At 43.8% G+C, this 20,441-nt stretch carries 11 protein-coding genes; 8 read left to right on the top strand and 3 right to left on the bottom strand.

Features of this window, described 5'->3' with window-relative positions:
- Window positions 1–84 precede the first annotated feature (84 nt).
- From BM736_RS09165 to BM736_RS09130, 8 genes are all read left to right on the top strand, one after another.
- Window positions 85–1,416, top strand: a complete 1,332-nt coding sequence (locus BM736_RS09165; protein ID WP_076411113.1) for a GH1 family beta-glucosidase — start codon at window positions 85–87, stop codon at window positions 1,414–1,416.
- A 24-nt stretch (window positions 1,417–1,440) separates the two neighbouring features.
- Window positions 1,441–2,976, top strand: coding sequence for an MFS transporter (locus tag BM736_RS09160; protein ID WP_076411111.1), 1,536 nt, complete (start codon window positions 1,441–1,443; stop codon window positions 2,974–2,976).
- Between the two features lie 29 nt (window positions 2,977–3,005).
- The gene (locus BM736_RS09155) at window positions 3,006–4,355 is read left to right on the top strand and encodes a glycoside-pentoside-hexuronide (GPH):cation symporter (RefSeq protein WP_076411109.1); all 1,350 of its coding nucleotides are present in this window, start codon (window positions 3,006–3,008) and stop codon (window positions 4,353–4,355) included.
- A 128-nt stretch (window positions 4,356–4,483) separates the two neighbouring features.
- Window positions 4,484–5,482, top strand: a complete 999-nt coding sequence (locus BM736_RS09150; RefSeq protein ID WP_076411107.1) for a LacI family DNA-binding transcriptional regulator — start codon at window positions 4,484–4,486, stop codon at window positions 5,480–5,482.
- 596 nt (window positions 5,483–6,078) lie between these two features.
- Window positions 6,079–9,048, top strand: coding sequence for a TonB-dependent receptor (locus BM736_RS09145; protein WP_076411104.1), 2,970 nt, complete (start codon window positions 6,079–6,081; stop codon window positions 9,046–9,048).
- 168 nt (window positions 9,049–9,216) lie between these two features.
- Window positions 9,217–10,779, top strand: coding sequence for a tryptophan halogenase family protein (locus BM736_RS09140; RefSeq protein WP_076411102.1), 1,563 nt, complete (start codon window positions 9,217–9,219; stop codon window positions 10,777–10,779).
- Window positions 10,780–10,835: 56 nt separating this feature from the next.
- On the top strand, window positions 10,836–12,347 hold the full coding sequence (locus tag BM736_RS09135; protein WP_076411100.1) for a tryptophan halogenase family protein: 1,512 nt from the start codon (window positions 10,836–10,838) through the stop codon (window positions 12,345–12,347).
- A 284-nt stretch (window positions 12,348–12,631) separates the two neighbouring features.
- Window positions 12,632–14,095, top strand: coding sequence for a capsule assembly Wzi family protein (locus BM736_RS09130; protein ID WP_076411098.1), 1,464 nt, complete (start codon window positions 12,632–12,634; stop codon window positions 14,093–14,095).
- Between the two features lie 75 nt (window positions 14,096–14,170).
- On the opposite strand, the gene BM736_RS09125 is transcribed toward BM736_RS09130, so the two are convergent.
- The 3 genes from BM736_RS09125 to BM736_RS09115 form a co-directional block, all read right to left on the bottom strand.
- Window positions 14,171–15,733 (bottom strand): sigma-54 dependent transcriptional regulator, encoded by a 1,563-nt coding sequence (locus BM736_RS09125; RefSeq protein ID WP_076411096.1) that lies wholly within the window; start codon window positions 15,731–15,733, stop codon window positions 14,171–14,173.
- A gap of 116 nt (window positions 15,734–15,849) precedes the next feature.
- Complete coding sequence (locus BM736_RS09120; RefSeq protein ID WP_076411094.1) at window positions 15,850–19,359, bottom strand: PAS domain S-box protein; 3,510 nt, start codon at window positions 19,357–19,359, stop codon at window positions 15,850–15,852.
- Between the two features lie 23 nt (window positions 19,360–19,382).
- A complete protein-coding gene (locus tag BM736_RS09115; RefSeq protein WP_076411092.1) occupies window positions 19,383–20,261 on the bottom strand; it encodes a PhnD/SsuA/transferrin family substrate-binding protein in 879 nt (292 codons plus the stop codon).
- Between the last annotated feature and the right edge of the window lie 180 nt (window positions 20,262–20,441).

Below are 20,441 nucleotides of genomic sequence, written 5' to 3'. Positions count from 1 at the left end.
AATATGAGTATGCAGATACGCATTACACGCCGCAGTGATTAACTACTGCATTACTGATAAATTAACTAAATGTTGATAACTGTGATGAAAATACAACTACCAAAAGACTCTGTAATGCTATCGCCCCAGTTTACTTACGGGGTCGCGACAGCTTCATTTCAAATTGAGGGAAGTGCCACTAATCGACTTCCAAATATCTGGGATAATTTTTGTAAAAAACCTGGCGCTATTGCCGATCAGTCTGATGGATTAACAGCTTGCGATCATGTCAATCTCTGGGATAAGGATCTCGACTTAATCAATAGCTTAAACGTCGATGCCTACCGATTATCAATCTCATGGGGGCGAGTCATAAACCAAGATGGCAGCTTGAACAGTGAGGGAGTCAACTTTTACATTAAACTGTTAGATAAGCTCAAGCAGTTTAATATAAAAGCCTTTGTCACCTTATATCATTGGGACCTTCCCCAACATATTGAGGATAACGGTGGCTGGTTAAATCGTGCCACGCCATACTTGTTTAGTGATTACGCTGACAAGATATCTCAAGCATTTGGCGACAGAGTGGCGTCATATGCTACATTAAATGAACCTTTCTGTAGTGCCTATTTAGGTTATGAAGTGGGTATCCATGCTCCTGGAATTTCTGGCGCTAAACAGGGTAGAACCGCAGCACATCACCTGCTTTTAGCTCACGGCTTAGCCATGAAAGTGTTACAAAAAAATAGCCCGAACTCAGATAATGGAATCGTTCTCAACTTTACGCCATGCTATTCACACAGTGGATCCGCTGACGATGTAGCGGCGACTAAGCACGCCGATGATTATATGAACCAGTGGTATATTAAACCGATTATGGACGGAGCCTATCCAGAACTGCTCAAGTCTCTTCCTGAGGATGTTAGACCTGACATTCATGATGGCGATCTCGATATCATCTCCCAGCCCATCGATTTTCTTGGGGTAAACTATTACACACGCCTTATCTATCAGGCTAATGCGCAAACAATTTTTGAGGAAGTAGCAAACGATACGGCTTTACATACCGATATCGGTTGGGAGATCTATCCCCAAGGATTAACAGAACTACTCACCTCACTGAATGCTTTATACAAGCTGCCTCCTATCTATATAACGGAGAATGGTGCAGCAATGGCTGATAAGCTTATTGATGGTGAAGTAAAAGATTTTGGTAGAGTAGACTACTATCAGGAACACCTCAAAGCCGTTAGCTTTGCCATCGAACAAGGTGTCGATATACGGGGATATTTTGCTTGGAGCTTAATGGATAACTTCGAGTGGGCAGAAGGCTACCTGAAACGATTCGGCATCGTTTATGTCGATTATGAAACACAACAAAGAACGCTAAAAACCAGTGGGATGGCGTATAAAACACTTATAAGCAACCGAAAATAATAATAAAAAATCGTGGAGCGAGTAATGTCTAAACTCTCAGTTAAAGAGAAATTGGGTTATGCCATGGGAGACGCTGCAGCCAACTTAGTTTGGCGTGGCGCCTTGGCTTACCTAGCTGTATTTTACACAGACACCTTTGGGTTAACGGCCAGCGCTGCGGCCTTGCTGTTTCTCGTTGTCCGCTTATCTGATGGCGTCACTGACATCATTATGGGAATGGTTGCCGATAGGACATCAACCCGCTGGGGGAAGTTTCGCCCTTGGATCCTCTGGTCAACCCCCTTTCTCGCCCTCTTCATGGTGCTATGTTTCAGCACGCCTGATTTAAGCGACCAAAATAAACTTATCTATGCCTATGTTACCTACATAGGTCTAACCCTAGCCTACACATTCAATAATGTGCCCTACTCTGCATTAATGGGGGTCATGACGCCCAGTGACACTGAACGAACTAGCCTTTCTGGGTTTAGATTTGCAGGCGCGTTTGGCGGCGGGCTTTTAGTTATGGGTTTTTTACCAGATCTAGTGGCCTTGTTTGGCGCTGGTGATGACGCTAAAGGCTATCAGCACACCATGTACTTATTTGCCGTTATTCTAATGACGTTAATGGTTATCACTTTCATAACGACTAAAGAAAGAGTCACTCCTGCAATAGATGAATCAAGTAAGCTTTCCACTGAGCTTAGGGATCTCAGTAAAAACTTACCTTTCATTATTTTGCCATTGCTGGCAACGACACTCTTCTTTTACTACCGTAATTTATATAGCGGTATTTTCTTTGTCATTGTCATGGCACTCATGTGGCTCGTCATCAAAAGGCTCATCAATCAAGACACAGATAAGATATCCAGAACCCAAAGAGATATGATCGATCTTCTCACCAACAAGCCTTGGTTGATCTTACTTGGAATGGGGTTTCTCACCATGATGTTCAATGGCATTAAATATGGTGTCATTGCCTACTACTTTAAATATCAGGTAGGTGATGAACTGATGGCTGGCAAGTACTTTATCGCCCTGCTTATCGTATCGATACTCGGTGCACTCTCTACCGGTTACCTCGCTAGAAAGTGGGGTAAACAAAAGCTGTTTATCATATCACTGCTGTTAAGCGGGCTATTAACCGCGGCTTTCTACTGGGTACCTAATGGCAACATTTCTGCTATTTTCATTTTGGGTTGCTCTGCCGAATTTTTTGCAGCCATGATGCCAACCCTATTTTTCTCTATGCTGGGTGATTCAGCTGATTATTCCGAATGGAAAAATGGTCGCCGAGCAACAGGCCTCATCTATTCTGCGGGAACCTTTGTACAAAAAACGGGTGGCGGGTTCGCCGGAGCATTGGTGTTAGTTGTACTCGCAGGCTACGGATACGATGGCATGGATAGTTCGACAATTGAAGCTTCGTTACCGGGTATGCAACTGTTAATGAGTTGGATACCGGCAAGTTTTGCCTTTGCTGGGGTTATCTTAATGCTGTTTTACCCACTTGGTTGCAAACAAAACCAACACATAGGTGAGGAGCTTGCAAAACGTAGGGGCGACTTAGCCATGGCTTAATCTAATGATAACTAGGATAACACCTCTATATGATCTCGATTAAGGAAAAGGTGGCTTACGGCCTTGGAGATACGGCCAGTAACATCATATTTCAAACCGTTATGATGTTTCTCCTGCTCTATTATACGGATATCGTAGGCCTATCTCCGGCCGCTGTCGGCACCATGTTTTTAATTGTCCGTGTCTTTGATGCCATAAACGATCCGATAATGGGCGCACTCACAGATAGAACCAGCAGCAGATGGGGGCAGTTCCGCCCCTACCTTCTCTACTTAGCACTGCCATTTGGCGTGATAAGTGTTTTAGCCTTCACCTCACCAGAACTGAGCGACACTAATAAACTCATCTATGCGTTTATTACTTATACCTTGCTTATGGTCTGTTATACCGCCATCAATATTCCCTATTGTGCTTTAGGTGCCGTGCTCACAAGCGATCCTAAACAGCGAGTGTCAGTACAGTCCTTTCGGTTCGTACTCGCCATGTTTGGCGGTGTGCTCGTCGCAGCATTTACCTTACCTTTAGTTGAATGGCTCGGAGATGGAGATGATGCAAAGGGCTACCAGCTGACTATGCTCTTGATGAGTAGCTTTGGTGTCTTACTGTTTTTAATCTGTTTTGCCGGAACTAAAGAGAGAGTCAAAGCTGTAAAACATCAACAATTAAGCTTTAAAACAGCCTTCGAAACATTTTGGCATAACGATCAGGCTCGTATCTTATGTGTCGCAGGCTTATTTCTTCTTACTGGGCAAGTTTTTAAAATGACGCTCGCTGTCTACTACGTAAAATACCTGCTTGGAAGGGAAGATCTGATCACCGCTTTTATGACCATAGGTATGCTAGGCAGTATGTTGGGCTGCGCCATGGCTCAGCTAATCGCTAAACATTTTTGTAAAATCAAAGCCTATATCAGCCTACAGCTGATAGCAGCTATATTCTGTGCAATAGGCTATTTCATAGAGAAGGAGCAACTAGTATTCGCCTTTAGCGCTTTTTTTCTTTGGAAGTTTACACTCGATATGGCCACTCCCCTACTCTGGGCCAAAATGGCTGATAGCATTGATTACGGCCAATGGAAGACGGGGACGCGTATTGCTGGGGTCGTATATGCAACTGTGATATTTTTTATCAAGTTAGGTATTGCGCTCGGTGGCGCATTAGCTGGCTGGGCACTCGCCTATTACGATTATCAAGCCGATGTCGTACAAACTGCCGCCACTCAAACTGGCATATTGCTCTCATTTACCCTCTACCCTGCACTAGGTTCACTGGTTGTTGCAGCGATCATGTTCAGCTATAAGCTCGACGATAATAAAGTCGAACAGATCCGCCGAGCACTCGACGAAGAGACCAATAAGCCAATAGGAGAATGCAATTAAGGTTACAATATATGGCTATTTGGTAATAAAAATAGTTAAAAGCTTTGGTAAATTTATAGCGTAAAGAATAAGATAGCGACAACGATTCATACGTAATAGCAATCGATATAAGCACAATAAGGAAAAGTATGGCAACTATTTATGATGTCTCTGTGCTAGCTGGAGTGTCGTTAGCGACAGTATCCAGAGTGATGAACAAGAACACGAAAGTGAGCGAAAAAACTGAAAAGAAAGTGCTCGATGCCATGGAAGAGCTCGGTTACAGGCCAAACTCTATCGCGCAATCTCTCGCCTCAAATCGCTCAAACAGTGTGGGTGTTCTTGTTTCAGAACTTCACGGCCCCTTCTATGGTGCCATGATGAGTGGAATTGAAGCCGAGCTTAGAACATCAAAAAAACATGTCATCATTGCAGCAGGCCACAGTGATGAACAGAGCGAAAAAGAGGGGATTGAGTTTCTTATTGATCGTCGTTGTGACGCCCTTATTTTACATGTAGAAGCTGTATCTGATGAGTACCTAATTAAGCTCAGTAAAGGTGCCACTCCTATTGTACTTATTAACCGCTATATCCCCGAACTCAAAGATTCCTGTATCTACTTAGACAATCAGCTCGGTGGTTACTTAGCAACCAAAGCGATGCTAGATACAGGACATAAAGAGCTGGCCTATATTTCAGGTCCGGCTTGGAAAGTCGATACTCAAGCTCGACTAGCAGGCCACAAGCAAGCAATTAGAGAAGCGGGATTAACCTATAATCCCGCACTGGTTTTCGAAGGAGATTACTTAGAAACAGGCGGCAGTGAGGGCTTCAATGTGCTGATGCAAGCAAAGGTGAACTTTACGGCGTTGATCTGTGCCAATGATGAGATGGCAGCAGGTGCGATGGACGCAGCCCGGCAGATGCAGGTAGATATCCCTTCCAAAGTTTCAATCATAGGTTTCGATAATATTATCTTAGCGAACTACATTCACCCCAAGCTAACCACAATAGACTATCCTATTGGTGAGATGGGCCATATGGCAGCCCGCTGGATCTTAAAAAACACATACCAGAACAAGCCGCTCGAAATTAAAAACATGTTCGAACCAGCTGTTGTCCATAGAGACTCAATCAGCAAAATATAGCAAGACTTGTCATGGGTATAGTCGGTGTCGATATCGGCTATACCTGCATACCATATCCAGTGAAATATGCCAGTAAAATATAGCGCAGTGACCTACCTAACCCCCTTGAGCGCTCAGCCAACATCCTCCAGACATTTCTAGCCTATAGCAATCCAGAAGCCCCAATAAGAGCAGGTTTCAATTGAGTGAGTATTCGTTATCCTCAAATTGTTAATCGTCCGTCATTTAGCCAGTATCAGCCCAAGATCTATCTTCAGCCCGATAAAACGCCAACAATAAACGTACATCTGACTCATTTTTTAGTATTTACCGCTAAATTATTACAAGTCTCCATGACGAACAACACAAACCAAACCTCTAATAAATCAGTACGATACAAAATTTAACTTCTCTTGTAAAACAACACTTGTTAAAATAAAGTAATATTTATGTTGACTGCGATTATTAATTGACCTAGTTTTGTGTAAGCGCTTACAAATTTGAATTCCTAGAGCTTGCTTTATTTTTTTAAGCTGTTTTGAAAGCGCTTACATCGGGTTTGCAATATTAGATTAACTTACAAAATTACGATTGAATGTTTCCGGGGGGAGATGGAAATGCAACAACAGAAATTTAAAAAAACAGCATTAGCAACAAGCCTTTCACTAGCCTTAAGTGCCACTGCACTTGCGCCTGTGTATGCCGCTGAAGAAGATCAAGATATTGAAGTCATTGCGGTCAAAGGTATTCGCGGCAGCTTGATTAAATCTACCGACCTTAAAAGAAGCGCTACCGGTGTCGTTGACGCTATCACTGCTGAAGATATCGGTAAGTTTCCAGACTCTAACTTAGCTGAGTCTCTACAACGTATCACAGGTGTTGCTATTGACCGTAGTAATGGCGAAGGTAGCCAAGTGACAATTCGTGGTTTTGGCCCTCAGTACAATATGGTCACACTAAACGGCCGTGCTATGCCAGCTGCTGGTGATGGTAGTAGCCGTGCGTTTGATTTTGCCAACCTCGCTTCAGAGAGTGTCAGTGCAGTTGAAGTTTATAAAACAGGCAAAGCCAATATCGCTTCAGGCGGCATTGGCGGTACGATTAATATTGTCACCAATAAACCACTCAACAACCCAGGTTTAAAGGTAAGCATTGGTGCCAAAGCGCTACACGATACCACTAATCGAGTGGGTGATGATGTAACACCTGAGCTTTCAGGCCTTATCAGCTGGACAGATGACAATGAGATGTTTGGTGCATCACTAACAGCCAGCCATCAAGTACGTCATAACGCAGCAGTGGGTGCATTTGTTAATGATTGGCGCACTTCAGCATGGGACGGTACTGTACCTAACTCACCTACAGAGCCTCAAGATGGTGATAAGATTGTGCTAAACAATCCACCAGCTATGGGCCAGCTTCATGCCCTCCCCTCAGATATTCGCTACTCAGTAGCAGATAGAGAGCGTACCCGTGATAACGCTCAACTTACGCTCCAATTTAGACCTGTCGACGCGTTCACGGCGACCTTAGATTACACCTACTCAAGACAAGAAACCTTAGAAAAAAGAGCCGAGCAGTCAATCTGGATGGACTCTTTTAAAACTGACTTTACCTTCGATGATGAGATGATCAAAACACCGATCATCCACAGTGAAGATAGACGCTGGCAAGATCCGCGAGATCTAGGCCTCGCACTCCAAGAAGGTAATACGTTAAATGAGAATAACTCTATTGGCCTAAATCTAAGCTACGATGTCACTGATGACTTTAGTCTGACTTTGGATGCTCATGACTCTAAAGCTGAACGTAGCCCAAATGCTGATTACGGTAGCTGGATCAACGTAGGCCTTGGCGCTAACGTAGTGGCTGGTCAAACTGGTATCTATAATGGCGGCCTACCATTAATGCAGATAGACTTTGATGACTCGACTCGTCCAGGCTTGAACCCTAACGGTATGCTTGATGCGGGTGATGTGGGTACATCCATGTTAGATAGAGATGAGTATTCTCACGAAACTGATATCACTCAAATACGCCTTGATGGTGCCTATGAGTTTGATAATGGCGGCATCGATTTTGGTATCGAGCACCGCTCAATGTCTAGCCATACTGTTCAACGCGATTTGATGAACGAGATGGGTGGCTGGGGGATCTCAAACCCAGGTGAATTACCTGATGGTTTCCTTTCTCCAGTTGATTATGCAGATGAGTTTGACGACTACAGTACTGCAGGAGGCTGGACTCAAGGCTTTACTGGCAGTGCATCTGAAGTAGGTGCTTGGGCGGCAAACAAGTATGGCTTTGGTTTTGCGGGCATTGACTCAGTGTCAACCGATAGCCTCATTGAAGAAGATATTAATGCAGCTTACGTGCAACTTGAACTTACAGGTGAGCTTGGCGAGATGCCATACAATGTCGTTGTCGGCCTTAGATATGAAAAAACCGATATCACCTCAACATCAAGCACAGCCGTTCCAACTGGGGTTCACTGGGACAGTAACAATGACTTTTCTGTGCAACAAGGTTCAATTGCAAACAGTAACCCTGTCTCAATTGATTCAAGTTACAGCCACCTACTGCCAAACTTAGATTTTGATATCGAAGTCGTTGACGATGTCGTGGCACGCTTCTCATACAGTAAGACAATCTCTCGCCCATCATACAATGACTTAAGTGCAGCTGTTATTGGCTTAGGCGGCCCCACCGCACCTACTATTCTAGCGGGTTCACTACCAGGCGGCGCCTCAAGTGGTAACCCAGGACTGGTTCCTTTTGAATCTGATAACTTTGATATTTCAACCGAGTGGTATTTCGACGATGCAAGTTACGCCTCTATCGGTTACTACGAGAAGCGCGTCAGCAACTTCATAGGTAATGAGCCTGAAGTAAAGAGCCAATATGGTTTAAGAGATATCACTAATGGACCAAGAGCAGCTCAAGCCATTGCAGACCTTGAAGCCTTAGGTGAGTCGGTTACCGACACTACGCTATTCTCTATGGTTGCAGCGAATGACTTAGGTGTGGCTTATGGCTCACAAACCCACGAATGGTTTGAAAATAACTACACAGGTATCGCTAATAGTGATGATCCACTCATGGATTTTGAAACCAGCGCGCCAGTTAACAACCAAGACGCTAAAATCAATGGTTTCGAGCTTGCTATTCAACACTTCTTTGGAGATACAGGTTTCGGTGCGCAAGCCAACTACACCACTGTAAGCGGCGATGTAGGCTATGACATAACTGCAGACCCAAGTGAGTCTCAGTTTGCATTGTTTGGTTTAAGTGATACAGCTAACTTAGTCTTGATGTATGAAAACTATGGCTTCCAAACACGTATCGCCTACAACTGGCGAGATGAGTTCCTATCAGGTACTAATGGCCAAGACCCTGTATTTACAGAAGCTCATCAGCAGGTTGATTTGACTATCTCTTACGAGGTGTTTGAAAACTTTAGTGTGTCATTTGATGGCATCAATATCACAGGTGAAGGTTACCGCACTCACGCACGTAGTGAAGCTCAGCTTTGGAATCTTGAGCAAGGCGGCGCACGCTATAGCTTAGGTGCTCGCTACACTTTTTAACCCGTAAGAGCGAAATAAGATATTTATAACTAAGTACTAAATCTATGCCACTGAGTTATTTGACTCAGTGGCATATAATCTTACTTCAACCTCAGTTAATGATTATTTTTAAAAGCGTTTTGGAGATTAAAACGTTTCTAGAAACATTCATCTAAGTAGGCTGGAATTATGATGCATGCCATAAAAAGTATCACCATTGTTGGCGGAGGTACCGCTGGCTGGTTAACCGCTGCACTCATTGCTGCAGAGCACCTTTCACACCTTCCCGATACCATTAATGTGACGCTTATTGAATCACCACAAGTCAGTGCTATCGGCGTTGGTGAAGGCACCTGGCCCTCCATGCGCTCTACACTAGAAAAGATAGGTATTAGCGAAATAGAGTTTGTGAGTTGTTGTGATGCCTCCTTTAAACAAGGCTCGCAATTTATCGATTGGAAAGCCGGGCAAGGCGAGCGTTATTATCACCCATTTATGACCCCTCAAGGCTATGGGCAGGCGAACCTATATCAAGCTTGGAAAACCTATGCGCCTGCTTCAAGTTTTGCTGAAACAAGCTGTATCCAAACAGCAATTTGTGATGCCTCAAGGGCCCCCAAACAAACGGCAACCCCGCAATATGCGGCAGTCACTAACTATGGTTACCACCTAGACGCGACCAAATTTGCAGCGCTATTAACAAGGCATTGCACCGCTAAGCTAGGGGTTCGCCATATTATCGACCATATGACAGATATCATCTCAGCTGAAAATGGGGACATCGCTGAGATCTGTACCAAACAATCAGGCAATATCGGAGGCGATCTCTTCATTGACTGTACAGGCCTTAAATCCCTTTTGCTTGGTAAACATTTTAACGTCCCCTTTATTAAGCAAGATCATATCCTGTTTAATAACACGGCAATGGCACTACAAGTCCCCTACCTTGACGATGAAACAGCAATAAGCTCAACGACACTTTCGACGGCAAAAACCAATGGGTGGATCTGGGATATAGGTTTGCCGACCAGACGTGGTGTAGGCTATACCTATTCAAGCCAGCATAGTGACGATCAACAAGTACAAGATGAACTATGCCAATATGTCGCAAAATCTATTGGTCAGTCGCAAGCTGAGCAGCTTAGTCCTCGAAAAATTTCATTTACTCCAGGTCATAGGAAAGAGTTTTGGCATAAGAACTGTGTCGCTGTTGGGATGGCATCAGGATTTATCGAGCCACTCGAAGCCTCAGCATTAGCCCTTATTGAACTATCAGCAGAATTGATCAGTGAAGAGCTACCAAAAACACGCCAGCAGATGAAGATAACCGCAAAGCGTTACAACGACCGTTTTCTATATCGTTGGTCCCGTGTGATTGACTTTCTGAAGCTGCACTACCTACTAAGTCAGCGCACAGATTCTGATTACTGGCATGATAACCGCTCAGATAAGTCAATACCTGAACGCCTTAATGAGCAACTCACCCTATGGCGACATCAGTCACCTAGTCGTCATGATCTTATACAAAACGAAGAGATATTCCCCTCTGCCAGTTACCAATATATTCTTTATGGAATGGGCTTTAACACTCAAACCTTTCAATTAAAGCAATCCGATAACTTAGACATGGCAAAACAGTTTTTTGATGAGATACAACAAAAAAAATCGCACTATATCCAAGCATTGCCATCAAATAGAACGCTTATCAATTTTATGAAAGCAGCTTATGCGCAAGCGGCTAACAATCAATAAAAATAGACAAAACACAAATAACGATTTCGACCTCAAAAAGAAGTGAAGGAAGAATTATGAACAACATCAGCAATAAGAATAACAAAATTAAAAAAGTCATTATCGCTGGCGGCGGCTCTGCGGGCTGGATGACAGCGGCAGCCCTATCAAAACTACTCGGAAAAAACTTAGATATCAGTTTAATCGAATCCGAAGAGATAGGTCGAATTGGCGTCGGCGAAGCGACTATTCCCCCAATTAGAGTCTTCAACCAACTCTTAGGTATCGATGAGCAGGAGTTTTTACGCACGGTTCAGGGCACTTTCAAACTGGGGATTGAGTTTACCGATTGGGGCAATTTAAATGATAATTATATTCACTCCTTTGGCACCACAGGTAAGGAGTGTTGGGCGGGGGAGTTTCAGCATTTCTGGGTCGGAGGAAAGCAGCGAGGCATAGAGGGGGAATTTGGTGATTATTGCGTAGAGTTGCAAGCTGCAAAACAGGGAAAATTCTTTGGTTCAAAAGACTCACCACTTAATTATGCCTATCATCTCGATGCTGGACTCTATGCAAAGTATCTCTCTGAGTTCTCACAACGCCATGGCGTTAAACATATCGAAGGGATTATTGATGATGTGCTTATCAATGGAAAGACGGGTTTTATTGATGGGCTAAAGCTGCAAAGCGGTGAACTTATCGAAGGCGATCTGTTTATCGATTGCACCGGTTTCAAAGCAAGACTTATTGAGGGAGCGCTCAACACTGGTTTTGAAAATTATGGTCACCTGCTTCCCTGCGATACTGCGGTTGCGGTTCAAACAGAAAAATCTGGAGAGCCTAGACCTTATACACAGTCAATGGCCCGTGAATGCGGCTGGCAATGGCGCATCCCGCTTCAGCACAGGGTAGGTAATGGATTAGTCTACTGTAGTCGATTCACCACCGATGAAGACGCAATTGCGAGCCTTATGAGTAATCTAGAATCAGCCCCAATCACTGAGCCTAAGGTATTTAAATACAAAACAGGCAGACGCTTAAAAGGTTGGAATAAAAACTGTGTCGCTATTGGACTCTCAAGCGGCTTTGTGGAACCAGTGGAGTCCACAGCACTGCATCTCATAATGGCTTCGGTTTTACGGCTAATGAAACTCTTCCCACAAAATGAGATAAGTCAGGCCAATATCAATGAGTATAACAAGCAGACAAAGGAGGAGATGGAGCGTATTCGTGACTTTATCATATTGCACTATAAAGCTACTGAAAGGGACGATACAGCCTTTTGGCGATACTGTCACAATATGCCTATCCCAGACACTTTAGCCCATCGAATCGAGCTGTTTAAAGAGACCGCTAATGTGTGCATAACAGAGACAGAGTTATTCAGAATCGATTCATGGACTCAAGTGATGCTCGGCCAAGGCATTATACCTGAGCATTATCACCAGATTGTTGATAACATGAACGATACTGAGCTATATCGCTTTTTAATCGGACTTAAACAGGTGGTTGATAAGCAGGTATCCCAAATGCCCTCACATCAAACGTTTATCGACCAATACTGTAAATCAGCACCCATCACAGGCTAAATGGCGAAAGTCGCGCTCATTAGCAGCGGTATTGATAAGTATGCCAAATATTGAGTGGCATACTTATCAACACCACTAACTAGTCAACCGCTCGCCCTCTCGACTAGTCACTAGCCTAGTCAACAAGTTAAAAATCAAGCAAGTTCAAAACACTGACTACATAAATCAAATAGATGTAAGGTGACGGGATACATAAGATTAAATTTACCACCAAAATCGTGCTCAATACTGTTATGAACAGCTCAAATCCCTTAGAATCTCCGTCAATGACATAAGGGATCACCATGAAACTCAAAATATTATCTGGATTATTACTTCTTTCATGTGCATCAGCACAGGCCGCTTGGTGGGTTGAGCCTAACGACCTTGCTTTAAGAGCCGATATTCAACTACTCGCGGACACAGGTATTATTCTACAGCCAGTAACAACTTACCCACTAATGTGGGCAGGTTTAAAGCAGGATATGGATAAGGCTGAGATTAAAAACCTATCGGCCATGCAAGCCAGCGCCTATGAGCGAGTGATGACTGCTTATAAAAAAGATCATCAAAGCTTTAGCAGTGAAATAAAAGTCGCTGCAGCCAGTGATACAGCCCGATTTCTGGGGTTTGGCCATGATTACCGAGATAAAGCTGAAACCACGGTCAATGCTGAAGTCACCAAAGAGTGGTTTAGCGGTCGCGTCTCTGCGAGTTACCACTATGATCCCATCGACGGTAACAGTGCTCGTTTAGATAATAGCTTTGCAGCCGTATTGTTAGGGAACTGGATTGTTAGTGCCGGTGCTCAACAAAAGTACTGGGGACCAGGCTGGGATACAGGCCTAATACAAACCACCAACGCCAGACCTATGCCGGGCATCACCTTGAGCCGTAACAATAGTGAAGCCTTTGAAACACCTTGGCTTAGCTGGGCTGGACCTTGGACTTTTACCACCAGTTTTAGCCAGATGGAGAGCGACCGTTACGTGCCTGAAGCTAAACACTGGGGGGCTCGCGGTACACTAAGACCTATCTCTCAGCTTGAAGTCGGCTTTTCATGGACTATGCAATGGGGCGGCGAAGGATATGGCAATAGTTTAAGTGACTGGTGGGATGGACTCTTTAACGGTGGCGGCACTGAAGGCGAGCTAGAAAACGGTCAAGAGAACATGCTAGCTGGCTATGACTTCCGTTGGTCAGATACAGCCTTTGGTATCCCTTATGGGATCTACTATGAACGTATCCATGAAGATTACCACAATGGTAAGAACCAACTGATCAATGCATCAAACATGGGCGGAGTCGATTTTGTATTAAGTAATATCAATACGCGCGTCTTTATTGAATATGCAGACACAGCAGCATCTTGTGGTGTCGATGATAACGTGTATAACTGCATGTATGAGCATGGATTTTACAAAGATGGTTACCGCTACTACGGAAAAAGCTTAGGTAGCACCTATGACAACGACACACGCAGTTTAGTTGTTGGCGGAATAACTCAACTTGGTGGCGGTCAGAGCATCACCAATAAGTTGAGATTACTAAAGCTAAACTTCGATGGCACAGACACATCTGAGCCTGGAGGAAATCCTGTCTCACCTGGTGAATATGAGCGTATGGTTCAGTTTGATACCAGCTATCACAGACCTTTCTATGAAGGGACACTCAAAGTGGGTGGCACCTTAGGATATAGTGAATATATGACAAGTGGTGGCGATGATTGGGATACCAGTGTGTATGCCGCATGGGAGAGACGTTTTTAATCTCGGTTGAAGACTCATATTTTAGGCTCTAAACAAGCGTTTAGAGCCTTAAAGTTAGGGGAATAAAATACCACGTTAAGAACTTACTCCCTCTTTCTCCATCTCTTCCCAGCCTTGGCGCTTTCTATAGATAGTCGATGCGCTAATATCTAGCATAGCTGCAGCTTTAGGCACATTTCCATCACACAGCGCTATCGCCGCTTCTATGGTTTGTTTCTCTGACAACCAGAGTGGAATAATAGCATCAGGCTGAACATGTAAAACTTCACTTGGCGCTGCCTCCGTTTCAATGGCGCCATTAATGATGCCATTACCTGTAGCATCCAGCACTGAGGGAGAGGTTGTAAAGTTTGCACTCTCAACGCTCTGATGAGTGTGAGCACGATTTTTTATAGAGTCGCCTATAGAGGAAAGGGGCGCCGGCACTTTATTCTCACTGCTATTAACACCACCATTTCCGCTTAATACCTGAGCCGGCAACATATCACTCTCAACCATATCTGAGGTGTTTAATACCACAATTTGCCTGATAACATTTTGTAGTTGCCTGACATTACCAGGCCATTGGTAGCTTTGTAATATTTTCTTTGCATCAGCACTAAAGCCTTTAAACTTTTTCCCCTCCTCGGCGTTGTACTCTTTAAGTAATTTATTGGCCAATAGCAGTACATCTTTACCTCTCGATCTCAATGGAGGTAGCTCTATGGGGATAACATGTAGGCGATAGAAAAGATCTTCTCTAAACCTCCCCGCTTTTACCTCTTCCCAAGGGATCCGGTTGGTCGCACTCACAAAACGTACATCCACCTTCTCCTCCTTTGTCCCCCCCACCTTCTGGAATATACCGGTTTGAATAAAGCGAAGAAATTTGCTCTGTAGCTCTAGGTCCATCTCGCAAATTTCATCTAAAAATAGCGTGCCACCATGAGCTCGGGTCGCAGCGCCATCTCGATTAGCAACAGCCCCGGTAAAGGCACCTTTGGTATGACCAAAAATTTCACTTTCAATCAAATCCTTGGGGATTGAAGCACAGTTCAGAGCAATAAACGGCTTATCTTTACGACTCCCTGCATGATGAATGGCCTGAGCACACACCTCTTTGCCCGTTCCACTCTCGCCAACAATAAAAGCCGAGGCTTTACTGTTAGCAACACAATCAATGGTTTTATAAACGGCCTGCATAGATAAAGATTCGCCAATAAACCCCATATAGTTAGCTTTAGGCAAACTCTTTTCATACTTGCTAACAAGGTTAACGAGTTGGTGCTGCTTCAATGCATTACGAACAGTTATTGACAGACGTTTCGCATCAAAGGGTTTAATTATAAAATCAAAAGCCCCTAGCTTCATTGACTCAACAGCAAGGTCAATGGTGCCATGTGCGGTGATCATTATGACGGTCATAGCGGGGTAGTGGGACTGGACTTTTTGAAGTATATCCATGCCAGACATGTCGGGTAATTTGATATCTAGAACAAGCAGATCCGGTTGCCAACTGGTTAACTCAGACAGCGCATCTTCACCATGATTGACATGGGTAACTTTCGCCCCCTCATTGCGAAGGTACTCAGTATATAACGCCCCCAGGGACATGCTATCTTCGACAAGTAAAACGGTAAATGAGTGACTAATTTCCATATATTCTTTACCCTTATTTATCTCTTACAAGCGGCCTTTCTGCTAAGGTAAGCAAGCTTACAAAAAACAGCCTCTAGTGAGAGCGCGATCCTCAAATTGATCGGTGAAGTAATGGCTTACGCTGCAAACCGTTCTTTGAATGCTTTGATTGTTTGCTCGCCTATCTGTTGCACTTCTACCATATAAGATTCAACTTCCTCTTTGTCTTTCTCTCGCGCACTTTTTTCAAGACATTTGGCTACCTCATACAGAGCTTGGGCACCAAAACTCCCCGAACTACTCTTTAACGTATGCGCTTGATCGTCAATCTCATTAAAGTTCATCGAACTCATTAAGGTCTCTAGTATTTTAAGTCGTTCATGGGTCTCTTGCAGGTAGACGGTAAACATCCCCTCCATCGAGTCCTTCCCTAACGCATCAGCCAGTTCAGACAATACCAACTCATCAAATAACGCCTCAAATGGCACACTATTGTCTTCGCTATCTAGGCTATCCTTTTTCAAGTTCATGATATCGTCTATTGTCGGCTCATTACTCAAGCTTAATTCCTCAATCGCATCTATACAACTTTCAACCTGATTTAGCGTCGATTCCTGTATATGTTCACCTTTAAATTCATCAAGCTGCACAACCGGAAGCCATTTATTAATGGCTTTATTTAGCTCAACCTTGTTAACGGGCTTAGGAACAAAGTCTTTCATTCCTGCGGCAAGACAAGACTCCACATCCTCTTTTTGTACATTCGCTGTCATCGCTAAGATTATTGTCTCTGGCTGGCTTAACAAAATTTGTTTTGTCGCCTCCACGCCATCCATCTCAGGCATACGCATATCCATTAAAATCAGCCCATAATCATTCTCGGCTGACATTCTTACCGCTTCTCGACCATTATGGGCGTATTCAACCTCAAACCCAGATTTTGACAACATAGCGCCGGCTATTACTCGGTTTGATGGACTGTCTTCAGCCAGCAGTAAACGCTTATTTTTTGAGGTTAACTCAGGAACGAGTAACTCCTCCTCCTCATCGACTGATTCTTTAGTATCTTCCCCACTGAGTAGACCTAACATCATCTCCCGGCTCAAGGGTTTATTGATCACCTGCTCAAGCCCAATATCGGCCAATAAACCAGACATTTCAGGACGAAGTCCCGACATGAGTGCAGCAATCAAGCCGTCCTCATACAAAAAGTCACGCTTTAACTGCTCGGTAAATTTAAGGTTGAGGTCGGGTAAACTGGTGTCATCGATAAGAATTAAGTTAAACCGCCCTCTAACCAAATCGATATTAAAAATATCCTTAACTTTGCTTACATTGACCGCAGTGACCCCATACTGGCTGTACTGCTTTCTCACTAGGTGACAAAAGGTTTTATCTTGATGAACCACGAGTACTCTCGCGTGCGCAGGTATATGGTAGATGTTGTTTCGTTCGGCTATCTCAATCTGTAATCGAACATTAAACCTGAAACAACTTCCATGGCCTAGGCGGCTAGTTAGCTCAATCTTGCCTCCCATCATAGTGATGAGTTCAGAGCAGATAGCTAACCCAAGTCCAGTTCCCTTGTAGTTAGTATTATGTTGGTCATGAACTTGGCTAAACTCTTTAAATAATTTCTTCTGAGCTGATAGGCTCACACCTATTCCCTCATCTGTCACAGCACAATGCAGTTCAACTTCAGAATGTTGACTATCGGGGATCCATATCTCAACAGAAACACAGCCGCCACTTGAGAACTTGATAGCATTATCAACTAAGTTATGAATAACTTGGCGTAAACGCTGGGCATCACCCTTGACTAAATCTGGTACATTTCGGTTAATAAAGGTCGCTAAATTCACCCCTTTCTCATTGGCTTTAGGCGCAAGTATCTGCATCACTTGCGCTACCACTTTTGCAGGAGAGAAGGCCATATGCTCAAGCACCATCTGGCCAGCCTCAATTTTGGAAAAATCTAAAATATCATTAATCGTGCTCAATAGTGCCGTGCCAGCCTCTTTAGCGGTATGGGCAAAGATGCGCTGATCTTTACTCAGATTTGAATCTAGTATTAGCTCAACCCCTCCGAGTACGGCATTTAAGGGGGAGCGGATCTCATGACTCATTGTCGCTAAGAAACGAGACTTAGCCTTACTACCAAGCTCAGCTTGCTCTTTCGCGACTTTAAGCTTAGTTTCATATTGCATTCGCTCAGAGACATCATGTAAAAATGCCGTTAATAGCACTTCATCACCGAGCTGCACAGGGATCATCTTCATCTCTACGGGAAATTGGCTACCGTCGGCACGAATCGACATCAGCTCAATACTCTTTCTAATCGCCGGCCCTTTGCCGGTTTTACGAAACTTCTCTAACCCTTGCTTAAATGCTTTTCGCTCAATATCTGCAAAAATAAGATCTTCTAAAATTTCCCCTAATGCTTGTTCACGGCTGTGGCCATACAGTTGAATTGCCGCCTCATTGAACTCCTGTACTCTTCCGGTGATATCTATGGTGATCAAGGCATCTTGGCTCGCTTCAAGCGTTGCGAGCAATATCGACTCTGTTCGTTTAGCTTGCTCCTCTTTGAGCTTGATATCACTTAAATCTTGTACTAAACCAAGCAGTAACGTTTCACCATCAATCACCATTTTAGATACCGATAGTTCGATGGGAAATAATTTACCACTTTTATCTTGTGCGACTAACTCTCTCCCTCTGCCCTGCCCCTCTCGCTTGGACTTAACTAAACGCGATAAGAATTCGCTCTCCATATGCCGCTCATGACTTGGCATTAAAATAGATACGCTTTGGCCTAATAACTCCTCTGCCTCATAGCCAAATAGATGACCTACAGCATTGTTGACCTGAACAATCACGCCCTCATCGTCGATGATAATAAACCCATCGACAGCAGCCTCTAATATCGTACTCAAGCGAATGTTGGCACTTTCGAGCTCGCTGGTGTTTTGCTCTATCTTCTCTACCATACGGTTGAAAGCTTGGGTTGTTTGGCCAATTTCATCCTCTGTCGTCACTGGGATCTGCACGCCAGTTTCACCTTTTAGAATACGTTTGGAAGCCCTTTTTAGCTGGCTTAGATTTCGAGTTAAGTAGCTGCCTAATAACCAAGAAAAAAGTGCAACCAAGACCATCTCTAACCCTGCAATGGAGGTGAAACGGGTCATTGCACTCGCTAGGAACTGATCAAACTCATGAATACTGATCCCTAGCTCTACTCGGCCAAAAACAAAGCCAGACTCGACAATGTCAGCTTTAACATCCAGCACGCCATCTTCATCATCAACAAATCTAGATAATTGAGCATCTCCATTTTTATTGATAGCGCGCCCACTTGCGGCATCTCCAGCACTGACAAGCAAATCAGTGCGATCATATATTTCTACATAAAGTATTTGAGAGCTTTCCAACAACTCACTCGCAAGCTCTTGAAGCGTAGAAACATCAGTGCTTATCACAGCATCTTTGGTCGCAGCAGCAAATAACATCACCACTGAATTAGCCCGTTTTTCTATTTCGGCCTGGTTAGAGCTTTTAAGGTAATCAACACTGGTATAAACCAATAGCATCAACAAGACACCCTCAATTAATGCGATGCCTAATACCGTTTTTAACCTAAATGTCATAACCAGCCTCCTTCAAACAAAGGTTACTCATTTACTGTCTCTAGTGGCTTAGCAAATCCCCCTAATCCTAAGGCTCTTACGTCATCCCAATCTTGATTATTCGCCGCCTCAAACGGCTTAAATCCAAGGCTGTTTAGCAACGCAATGCCTTCATCATTAGACGAAAGATGAACAAATTTTTCTGTAAGCTCTTTGACCATCTCGCTGTCAACGCTTGGATGAATGGCAATTGCATGGGGGGTATAACCAGGCGTTTCCCACAATACGCGCAGCTGGCTGGTCACAGCCTTATCCATCGTTTTGAAGGTTCTCTTTACTCCCCCACCACCAGCCACTAGCCCTTGTGCGACAGCAAGATAGACTGAATCATGGGAGCCAACATATTTAATTTCATTTGTTAGTCCTTTAATTTTTAAATTAGCCCTAGGTAACACACTCGCAGCAAAAGCTGCAGGCGCTGGGAATGCAAGCAGCTCACCATCAAGCTCAGCTAAAGATTGCACTTCAGAGTCAGCCTTAACGACTATGATGCCCTGTATTTTCTTATTTTTTTCTTTAGCTACGGCTTGATAACCGGGAGAGTCGTTAAACACTGTGAAATGATAGGGATTCATGTAAGCCACATCATATTCGCCTTTTGCTAAACGCTTCTCAAAAGTAGGAATATCTGGCGCAGTTGCAAAACGCAATTGGAAATTTGCATTTTGCGAAAGAGCGGCGAGTAAAGGCGACCACTTCCTAGCCAGAGTGCTTGCAGCTTGCTGCGGTACTATGCCGAAGGTAAGTACGGTGGGCTGAGTTACATCATCTGCAATTTCATCCACTTGAGCACTTGCAGAAAAACTAAGAAGTGAAATAGTAGCGGCATTTAACGTAAACCTAATCCATTGTGATATTTTCATTTTGCATATCCTTACCAGTAATATTTTCATAGCGTCGTGTTAAAAATACTGGAGCAAAGCTCATGCCAAAGACCAAAAACTTAACGATATCATTCAGCTAACTCATACAAAACAGATAAGTAAAAACATCATCAAGGCTGTTTTATTAATATGAATGACCCTTTTGCATATTGCAATTAA

Origin of the sequence: Shewanella sp. UCD-KL12 (genome assembly GCF_001957125.1) — a bacterium.
Taxonomy (GTDB): Bacteria; Pseudomonadota; Gammaproteobacteria; order Enterobacterales; family Shewanellaceae; genus Shewanella.
The sequence above is the reverse complement of the archived record's forward strand: the minus strand, read 5'-3'. Positions and strand labels throughout refer to the sequence as shown.